The sequence below is a fragment of the Xanthomonas sp. SHU 199 genome (assembly GCF_000364665.1).
In the GTDB taxonomy this organism is placed as follows: Bacteria; Pseudomonadota; Gammaproteobacteria; order Xanthomonadales; family Xanthomonadaceae; genus Xanthomonas_A; species Xanthomonas_A sontii.
Genome location: NZ_AQOI01000634.1, coordinates 1 through 8,658, shown reverse-complemented (window position 1 = coordinate 8,658; position 8,658 = coordinate 1). Strand labels below are relative to the sequence as shown.

8 protein-coding genes are annotated in these 8,658 nt (G+C 70.3%); 1 reads left to right on the top strand and 7 read right to left on the bottom strand.

The window, feature by feature from the left end:
* Positions 1 to 1,265 (bottom strand): GTP-binding protein (locus tag D183_RS0118305; RefSeq protein WP_017910274.1); only part of this gene is annotated, 1,265 nt, incomplete at its 3' end.
* A 455-nt stretch (positions 1,266 to 1,720) separates the two neighbouring features.
* Positions 1,721 to 2,851, bottom strand: coding sequence for a dipeptidase (locus D183_RS0118300; RefSeq protein ID WP_039728559.1), 1,131 nt, complete (start codon positions 2,849 to 2,851; stop codon positions 1,721 to 1,723).
* A gap of 176 nt (positions 2,852 to 3,027) precedes the next feature.
* Here D183_RS0118300 and D183_RS0118295 point away from each other — a divergent pair, with 176 nt between their 5' ends.
* The gene (locus D183_RS0118295) at positions 3,028 to 4,293 is read left to right on the top strand and encodes a cation:proton antiporter (RefSeq protein WP_017910272.1); all 1,266 of its coding nucleotides are present in this window, start codon (positions 3,028 to 3,030) and stop codon (positions 4,291 to 4,293) included.
* A 63-nt stretch (positions 4,294 to 4,356) separates the two neighbouring features.
* Here the strand turns inward: D183_RS0118295 and D183_RS0118290 are convergent, their stop codons facing one another.
* From D183_RS0118290 to D183_RS0118270, 5 genes are all read right to left on the bottom strand, one after another.
* Positions 4,357 to 5,076, bottom strand: a complete 720-nt coding sequence (locus tag D183_RS0118290) for a hypothetical protein (RefSeq protein WP_026144623.1) — start codon at positions 5,074 to 5,076, stop codon at positions 4,357 to 4,359.
* A gap of 92 nt (positions 5,077 to 5,168) precedes the next feature.
* A complete protein-coding gene (locus D183_RS0118285) occupies positions 5,169 to 5,789 on the bottom strand; it encodes a glutathione S-transferase family protein (protein WP_017910270.1) in 621 nt (206 codons plus the stop codon).
* Positions 5,790 to 5,835: 46 nt separating this feature from the next.
* Positions 5,836 to 6,861: a galactofuranose ABC transporter, permease protein YjfF gene (yjfF, locus tag D183_RS0118280; RefSeq protein ID WP_017910269.1), complete on the bottom strand. Its 1,026-nt coding sequence runs from the start codon at positions 6,859 to 6,861 to the stop codon at positions 5,836 to 5,838.
* The gene (locus tag D183_RS0118275; protein ID WP_017910268.1) at positions 6,858 to 7,913 is read right to left on the bottom strand and encodes an ABC transporter permease; all 1,056 of its coding nucleotides are present in this window, start codon (positions 7,911 to 7,913) and stop codon (positions 6,858 to 6,860) included. The genes yjfF and D183_RS0118275 overlap by 4 nt, the downstream gene beginning before the upstream one ends.
* On the bottom strand, positions 7,910 to 8,658 hold a 749-nt coding region (locus D183_RS0118270), incomplete at its 5' end, for an ATP-binding cassette domain-containing protein (RefSeq protein ID WP_017910267.1). The genes D183_RS0118275 and D183_RS0118270, both read right to left, overlap by 4 nt.

Sequence of the window (8,658 nt, the reverse complement as noted above, 5' to 3'; positions counted from 1 at the left end):
CCCGCGCCGAGCCGCCACGCCAGCACCGGCGGCTGTGTGCGGATGCGTTCCAGCACCCACCGCGCCTGCACGCCGCTGAGCGTCTCGCCGCTGACCGCGTCCTTCCAGCCGAGCACGGCGACGATCTCGCCGGCCTGCGCCTGCGCCACGTCGTGGGTGCGCTGCGCCTGCACCACCGCCAGCCGCCCGACCCGGCGCGGACGCCGCGCATGCGACGTCCACACCGTGTCGCCGACGCGCAAGGTGCCCGAATACACGCGCACGAAGGCCAGCGGCCCCTGCGCGGTATGCGCGAACTTGAACACCAGCGCCGCCAGCGGACCGGACGGATCCGGCGCCAGCAAGGTCGCGTGCCCGTCTTCGGCACCGGCATCGGTGTCCGCATCGGCGCGGGCGACGACCGACGGGCGGTCCAGCGGCGACGGCAGCCAGTCGACGATCGCGTCCAGCAACGGCTCGATGCCCTTGCGCTTGAACGCCGAGCCGGCCAGCACCGGCACGCCGGCGCCGGCCAGGGTGGCCCGGCGCAAGGCGGCGCGCAGCAGCTCGGCGTCGATCGCGCGTTCCTCGAGATAGGCTTGCGCCAGCGCCTCGTCGTGCTCGGCCACCGCGGCGATCAACTGCTCGCGTGCATCCGCGAACGTGGCCACCTCCTCGGTGTTCCAGGCGCGCGTGTGCAGTTGCCCCGCATCGTCCCAGCTCAGCAGGCGGCCGTCGACCAAGTCACTCCAGCCGTCGAAGCCGGAGTCGCCCGACACCGGCACGCCGACCGCCCAGACCTTCGCGTCGAGCTTGCTGCGCAACTGCGCCAGCACGCCGTCGAACGAGGCACCGGCACGGTCCATCTTGTTGACGAACGCGAGCATCGGCACGCCGTGGCGGCGTGCTTGCCGCCACACGGTTTCGGATTGCGGCTGCACGCCGTCGACCGCGGAGAACACAGCTACCGCGCCGTCGAGCACGCGCAGCGAGCGTTCCACCTCGATCGCGAAATCGATGTGCCCGGGTGTGTCGATCAGGGTCAGGCGATGCACCGGCTGCCCGGCTGGCGCCCACTGCGCCTGTACCGCGGCCGCACCGATGCTGATGCCGCGCGCACGTTCGATGTCCGAGAAATCGGTGGTGGCGGCACCGTCGTGGACTTCGCCCACACGATGGATCGCACCGGCGGCCCACAGCAGGCGTTCGGTGAGGGTGGTCTTGCCGGCGTCGATGTGGGCGATGATGCCGAGATTGCGCCAGCGGGAAAGGGTGTTCGTGTTCATGAGAAAGACTCCGCATTGCCAACACGGGGGACGCCGCATGCCCCGGTTGGCGAGGCGGGCATGCGGCTAGGTTTCGGGTTCGGCGGCGTGGTGCATGGCACGTTCTCCTTGGCGTGTCGGAACGGTGGAACAGCGAAAAACAGGCAATAAAAAAGCACCCATCGGGTGCTTGTCTGCGGCGGATCGGCGATGGCCGGCGTTAGCGCACGGCGTCGACCACTCCTTCAGGCAGGCGCACCCGGCCTGCGCTGACGCGCAGGGCGTTGGGCAATATCAGCAGCGGTGCGTGGGCCATGACGGCGTGGACGTTCGGGTGGAAATGTGGCCGCAAGTCTGAACCTGTGCGAGGGCCCGGTCAATGCGGGCGGCGCGGTGCTGTTGGAACGGTGAAAGACGCTGCGTGCAACGCACCACCTACATGGGCGTCACGCAGGTTCTTTGCGCACTGCACAGCGTCACACACTCCAGATCTCGCCGAACACCCGTTCGAAATTCGCTCCCAGCACCTTCTCGGCCACCCGGGCACTGTAGCCCTGGCGCAGCAGCGCGTCGGCCACGCGTTCGAGCTTGCGCGGGGTGTTGGCGTCGGGCAGATAGGGCAGACGGTTCTCGCCCGGGGCGCCGATGCCGTCGCGACGGCGCTGCACCAGGTCTTCCTCGAAGGCGCGCCGGTCCTGCTCGGTGATCGGGAAGAACAGCGAGTCGGTGCCGATGCCGACATGGTCCTCGCCACACACGTCCAGGGCGTGCTGCAGATGGCGCATGTAGTCGGCCAGCTGCGGCTGGCGGCTGTCCTCGGTCAGGAACGGCAGCATGTACACGCCCATCACCCCGCCCTTGTCGGCCAGCGCGCGCAGTTCGGCGTCCTGCTTGTTGCGCGGATGCACGAACACCGCGGCGCAGCCGGCATGGGTAATGACCGGCGGGCGCTGCGACAGGGCGATGCCGTCGCGGGTGGTCTGCAGGTTGCAATGGCTGAGATCCAGTGCCACGCCGAGACGGTTCATGCGCGCGATGGCGTCGCGGCCGAGCGCGGTGACGCCGCCCGTGTCGCCGTCCAGGCAGCCCACGCCGAACGGCGTGGTGCGGTTGTAGGTCAGTTGCATGACCCGCACCCCGAGCTGGCGGAACAGGTCGATGCGCGCGGGCTTGTCCTCCAGCATCGCTGCCGATTCGAAGGAGAAGATCAGCGCGAGGCGCCCCTCGCGCTTGGCGCGGCGCAGGTCGGCCGGCTGCAGCACCTTGAGGAAATGCTGCGGATAGCGCTCGACCAGCGCCTGCGCGGCGGCGATGTCCTGCACGGCGGTCTCGAAGTCGCCGGCCGCACCGCCCAGCGTGGTCTTCAGCGCCGACACGCCGGAATCGCGCAATTGCTGCAACAGCTGCGGTGCATCCGAGCCATCGAATACCTGCCCGATCGAGGCCAGGGCGTTGGCGTCGAGCACCAACGCACGCCGGTACAGCGCGTCGGCATCGTCCGCACCGGCAGCGGCGGCGCCCGCGATGGCGGCCCCAGGCATCAAACCGGCCACTGCGCCCGCGGCAGCGGCGCCCAGGCATTGCCGCCGCGTCCATCCCTTGCTCATCGCTTCGCTCCCCGGTGCGTCCTGCGGTGTCGGTCCGCATGCGTGTACGGCCTGCGCCATGCGCGCGCCAGGCACCATACCGCAAACGCGCCCCGCCCCACCATGTGAGGCGCGGCCGCATGGATTTCATCGCCACGGCCTCCTATCATCCGCCGACACTTCCAGGACGGCCGCCCATGACCACCCCGCAGATGTCGGTGTATTTCTTCCTGCAGGCGGCGGTGATCCTGCTGGTGTGCCGGCTGGTCGGCCTGCTGGCCAGGCGCCTGGGCCAGCCGCAGGTGGTCGGCGAGATGATCGCCGGCGTGGCGCTGGGGCCGTCGCTGTTCGGCGCGCTGCTGCCGGACCTGCAGCAGGCGCTGTTCCCCAAGCCGACCCTGGACATGCTGTACGTGGCCGCGCAGTTCGGCGTGGGTCTGTACATGTTCCTGGTCGGCACCGATTTTCGCGGCGAGCACTTCCGCACGCGCTACCGCAGCGCGATGGGCGTGTCGCTGGCCGGCATCGCCGTGCCGTTCGTGCTCGCCTTCGTGCTGGCGCCATGGCTGCTGCACGTGCCCGGGCTGTTCTCGGCCAAGGCCAAGCTGCTGGAGGCGTCGCTGTTCCTGGGCGCGGCCATCGCCATCACCGCGTTCCCGATGCTGGCGCGGATCATCCACGAGCGCGGTCTCACCGGCAGCCCGCTGGGCACGCTGGCGTTGACCGCCGGCGCGGTCGACGACGCCGCGGCCTGGTGCATCCTCGCGCTGGTGCTGGCCAGCTTCGGCGGCAGCTGGGGCAGTGCCTATCTGGCGATCGGCGGCGGCGTGGGCTACGCGCTGTTCATGCTGCTGGTCGGCCGCCACTGGCTGCGCCGCCTGGCCGACCACGTGCGCCCCGAGCAACCGCTGAGCGCCGGGGTGCTGGCGGTGGTGCTGATGCTGTTCTGCGTCAGCGCCTGGGCGATGGACGCGATCGGCATCCACGCGGTGTTCGGCGGTTTCCTGCTCGGCGCCTGCCTGCCCAAGGGCGCTCTGACCGAAAAACTGCGCGAGCAATTGCAGCCGTTCGTGGTGGTGTTCCTGCTGCCGATGTTCTTCACCTTCTCCGGGCTCAAGACCGAGCTGAGCGTGCTGCTGGACCCGCAGATCCTGCTGGCCGCCGGCGCGGTGCTGCTGGCTTCGTTCCTGGGCAAGGGCATCGCCTGCTGGGCGGCGGCGCGGATCAGCGGCGAGACCAACCGCAATGCGATGGCGATCGGCGCACTGATGAACGCGCGCGGCCTGATGGAGCTGATCATCATCAACATCGGCCTGCAGGCCGGGGTGATCGAACAGGGCCTGTTCTCGATCCTGGTGCTGATGGCCATCACCTCTACGCTGATGGCCACCCCGCTGTTCAACTGGGTGATGCGCCGTGCGGGCGGCGACGCGCTGCCGGCGGTGGCGGGCGGGAGACCCTGAGGCGCGCACGCGTTCGGCGGCGCGTCGCCGACACCGCACACGGATGCAGGAAGCAACGCGGCGTCAGAGCGGCGTCAGCCGCCACAGTCCATAGGGATTGGCGAACAGGTCGCCGGGCTGGAACTGGCTGCTGGCTTCGGCCTGGATCCGGTAGCGCGGCGCATCCGCCGCGACCGAGAAGGTATGGCCGGCGCGCACGTCGGGCGCTTCGTTGAACAGGTAGCAGGTGAAGGTGTGCAGCAGGGCGACCGGGTCGGATGCCGCCTGCGCCGCGACGATCGCGTCCTTCATGCCGAACTGGTGCATGCCGCAGGAGTGCACCTGCTCGCCGGTGATGTTCAACACATAGGCGCGGTGGGCGCTGCCTAGCGCCAGGTCCGCGCACAGTTGCCGCCAGTCGGCGGGGCTGTGGGCGACGCCGCTGCTTTCCACCTTCACCCCCAGGCCGCCGGCGTCCAGCAACGCCGCGGCTGCGCGCATCATCGTCTCCGCACGCACCCGCGAGCCGCCGGCACCGATCAGGTAGACGACGGACGCATGCGTCCCGATACGCGCCATGTCGGCCGAGCCGCGCCAGTGCGGGCCGGCGGCGGCGAACGCGCCGGCCATGCGCGCATCGTGCGGTTCGTACTGCAGTTCGCATGCCTGGCCGCTGTCCATGTGCATCAGCACGTGCCCGGCGAACAGGTAGCCGCCGCTGTCCTGGACGATGCGCGCGAGCAGGTCCGCGCGATCCGGCCATGGGCCGGGAATGCAGAGCACGATCTTGGGAGGTTCGATCACGGGTGGCGGCTCCTTGCCGTCAGGTGGGAGCGAGCGGTTGACGGGCATGGCCACCGCCGCAACGGCACCGTCCCCCGCCGGAAACGCCGCACTCAGGTCAGCGCCGTCATCACGCCCTTGCGATAGGCCGGGCGCTGCTGCAGACGTTGGTACCAGGCGTGCAGGTGCGGTAGTGCCGGGCGTTCGATCGGCATCTCGAACCAGGCATAGGCGAAGCTGCCCAGCGGAATGTCGCCCATGGCGAAGTGCTCGCCCGACAGCCAAGGCTGTTGCGACAGTGCGGCGTCGGCTGTGTGCAACAGCTCGGCCGATTGTTCCAGCGCGGCGGCGATCCTGGCTGCATCGCGCTGTTCCGGCGCGGTACGCAGCACACCCCAGAACAGATCGCGGAAGGCGCCGGCGAAGCGCGAGGTGGTCCAGTCCATCCACTTGTCGCCCTGCGCGCGCAGCACCGGGTCCTGCGGGTACAGCGTGGCCGGGGCGTAGCGCGCGGCCAGGTAGCGGACGATGGCATTGGATTCCCACAGCGCCAGGCCATCGTCCTCGATCGCCGGCACCAGGCCATTGGGATTGAGCGCGCGATAGGCCGGCTGGTCGTTGCCGCCGAACGCGCCGCCGACCTCGATGGAGGTGTAGGCCAGGCCGATCTCCTCCGCGCACCACAGCACCTTGCGCACGTTGCTCGAATTGTGGCGGCCCCAGATGGTCAGCATGTCGGCGCTCCGGTTGCGGTTGCCGAATTCTACGCCGCCGTGCCGCTCACTCGCTCGCCGCACCCTGCGGCAGGCGCCGGGTCAGCAGTCGCTGCAACAGGCAGAACAGCAGCAACAGGCCACCGATCACGATGCGCGTCCACCACGAGCTGAGCGTGCCGTCGAACACGATCAGGGTCTGGATCGCGCCCAGGATCAGCACGCCGAACAGGGTGCCGATCACGTAGCCGCTGCCGCCGGCCAGCAGCGTGCCGCCGATCACCACCGCGGCGATGGCGTCCAGTTCCAGGCCCTGCGCATGCAGGCTGTAGCCGGACAGCATGTAGAACGTGCACACCACCCCGGCCAGCGCCGAGCAGAAGCCGCTGAAGGCGTAGACGCGCACCTGCGTCGCCTCCACCGGCAGGCCCATCAGCCGCGCCGAGGCCTCGCTGCCGCCGAGCGCGTACACGCAGCGGCCGAAGCGGGTGCATTGGGTCAGCCACATGCCCAGCGCCACCGTCGCCAGCGCGATCAACGCACCGATCGACAGCGACGCGTCGCCGCCCAGCGGCAGCCGCGCCTGCGCGATCGCGGTGTACAGCGGGTCGGTGATCGGGATCGAATCGACGCTGATCAGGTAACTGGCACCGCGCGCCAGGAACATGCCGGCCAGGGTCACCACGAACGGCTGCAGGCGGTAGCGCTGGATCAGCAGGCCCATGAACGCACCGAAGACGCTGCCGAGCAGCAGCACCAGCGGGATCGCCGCCAGCGGCGACCAGCCGTGGCGCTCGACCAGCGATGCCGACAGTACGGTGGTGAACGCCAGCACCGCGCCCACCGACAGGTCGATGCCGCCGCTGAGGATCACCAGGCTCATGCCCACCGCGGCGATGCACAGGAAGGCGTTATCGATCAACAGATTGGCCAGCACCTGCGGCGCCAGGAAGCCGTCGTAGAGCACGCCGCCGGCCGCGAGCATGGCCACGAACAGCGCCACGGTGATCGCCAGCGGCAGGCGGGCGCCCTGCAGCACGCCCGCCGCCTTGCGCAGGCCGGACCCAACCGGGCGTGGAGCCGCCGCGCTCATGGCCGCACCTGCGGCGGCGGCCGCCGGATCCAGCCGCGCAGGTGGGCGCGGAAGCGCGGCGATTGCAGCAGCATCACCGCGAACACCAGCAATGCCTTGATCAGCATGGTCACCTGCGCCGGCGCGCCGAAGGCGTAGATGGTCGCGGTCAGGGTCTGGATGATCAGCGCGCCGATCACGCTGCCGGCCAGGCTGAAGCGGCCGCCATCGAGCAGCGTGCCGCCGAGGGTGACCGCGAGGATCGCGTCCAGTTCCATCAATTGCCCGGCGTTGTTGGCGTCGGCGCTCTTGACGTTGGAGCTGATCAGCAACCCGGCCAGGCCGGCGCTGAACGCGCAGAACACGTACAGCAACACCGCGATCAGCCGCGCACGCACGCCGGCCACCCGCGCCGCGCGCGGGTTGTGGCCGATGGCGCGCACGAACAGCCCCAGCGCGGTGCGCCCCAGCAGCAGTTGCAAGGCCGCGAACACCGCCGCGACCACGAACAGCGCGAACGGCAGACCTAGCAGGAAGCCGTTGCCCAGGTAGAAATACGGCGGGTAGTAGATGGTGAGGATCTGCCCGTCGCCGATCAACTGCGCGATGCCGCGCCCGGCCACCATCAGGATCAGCGTGGCGATGATCGGCTGCATGCCGACCTTGACCACCAGCAGCCCGTTCCACAGCCCGCACAGCGCCGCCACCAGCAGCGGTGCCAGCAGCACCGCCCACAGCGGTAAGCGGCTGTGCTCGCCGCCGCCGATCATCCATGCCGCCACCGTCGCGGCGATCGCCACCACCGCGCCGACCGAGATGTCCAGGCCGCGCACCGCGATCACCAGGGTCATGCCCATCGCCACCAGCGCCAGCGGCGCGGCACGGTTGCCGATGTCGACCAGGTTGCCGTACAGGTGGCCGTCGCGCCATTGCAGGCTCAGGAAGCCGGGGTCGAACAGGCCGTTGCCGAGCAGCAGCACCGCCAGCGTCGCCAGCGGCCAGAACAACGGATGCGCGCGCAGCCGCGCCGACCAGCGCGATGCGGTGGTGTCGGGCGTGGCGGTGGCGCTCATGCCGCGCTCCCGGCGATCAGCTCGAAGATCGCGCGCTCGCCGCAGCCGCCGGGCAGTTCGCCGACCAGGCGGCGTTCGCGCAGCACCGCGATGCGGTCGGCGATGCGCGCGATCTCGGCGACCTCGGCGGAGATGAACAGCACCGCCATGCCCTCGCGTGCCAGGGCCAGGATCCGGGTCATGATCTCCTGCTTGGCGGCGATGTCGATGCCGCGGGTGGGTTCGTCCAGGATCAGCAACCGCGGCCGCGTCGCCAGCCAGCGCGCCAGCACCACCTTCTGCTGGTTGCCGCCGGAGAGCAGCCCCACCGGCGTCTCCAGGCTGGCGGTCTTGATGCCCAGCACGTCCGCGTAGCCCTGCGCGATGCGCAGCTGCTCGGCCGGCGCCAGGAACCGGCGCAGGCCCATGCGCGCCTGCAGCGCCAGCACGATGTTCTCGCGCACCGACAGTTCGGCGACGATACCCTCGGTCTTGCGTTCTTCCGGGCACAGCGCCAGGCCGTGGGCGATGGCGTCGGGCGGGCCGCGCAGCGCCACGTCGCGGCCGTCGATCGCCACGCGGCCGCGATCGGCACGGTCCAGCCCGAACAACAACCGCGCCAGTTCGGTGCGGCCAGCGCCGAGCAGGCCGGCCAGGCCCAGCACCTGGCCTTGGCGCAGTTGCAGGTCGACCGGCTGCAACTGGCCGCGCCGGGCCAGACCCTGCGCCTGCAGCAGCGGCGCAGCGTCCTCGGGCGCGGCCGCGC

What these genes read in the sequence shown, in the direction of transcription:
- D183_RS0118285 (WP_017910270.1), bottom strand. Translation starts at nt 5,789, where the DNA reads ATGCTGACCATCTGGGGCCGCCACAATTCGAGCAACGTGCGCAAGGTG.
- D183_RS0118300 (WP_039728559.1), bottom strand. Translation starts at nt 2,851, where the DNA reads ATGAGCAAGGGATGGACGCGGCGGCAATGCCTGGGCGCCGCTGCCGCG.
- yjfF (WP_017910269.1), bottom strand. Translation starts at nt 6,861, where the DNA reads ATGAGCGCGGCGGCTCCACGCCCGGTTGGGTCCGGCCTGCGCAAGGCG.
- D183_RS0118275 (WP_017910268.1), bottom strand. Translation starts at nt 7,913, where the DNA reads ATGAGCGCCACCGCCACGCCCGACACCACCGCATCGCGCTGGTCGGCG.
- D183_RS0118295 (WP_017910272.1), top strand. Translation starts at nt 3,028, where the DNA reads ATGACCACCCCGCAGATGTCGGTGTATTTCTTCCTGCAGGCGGCGGTG.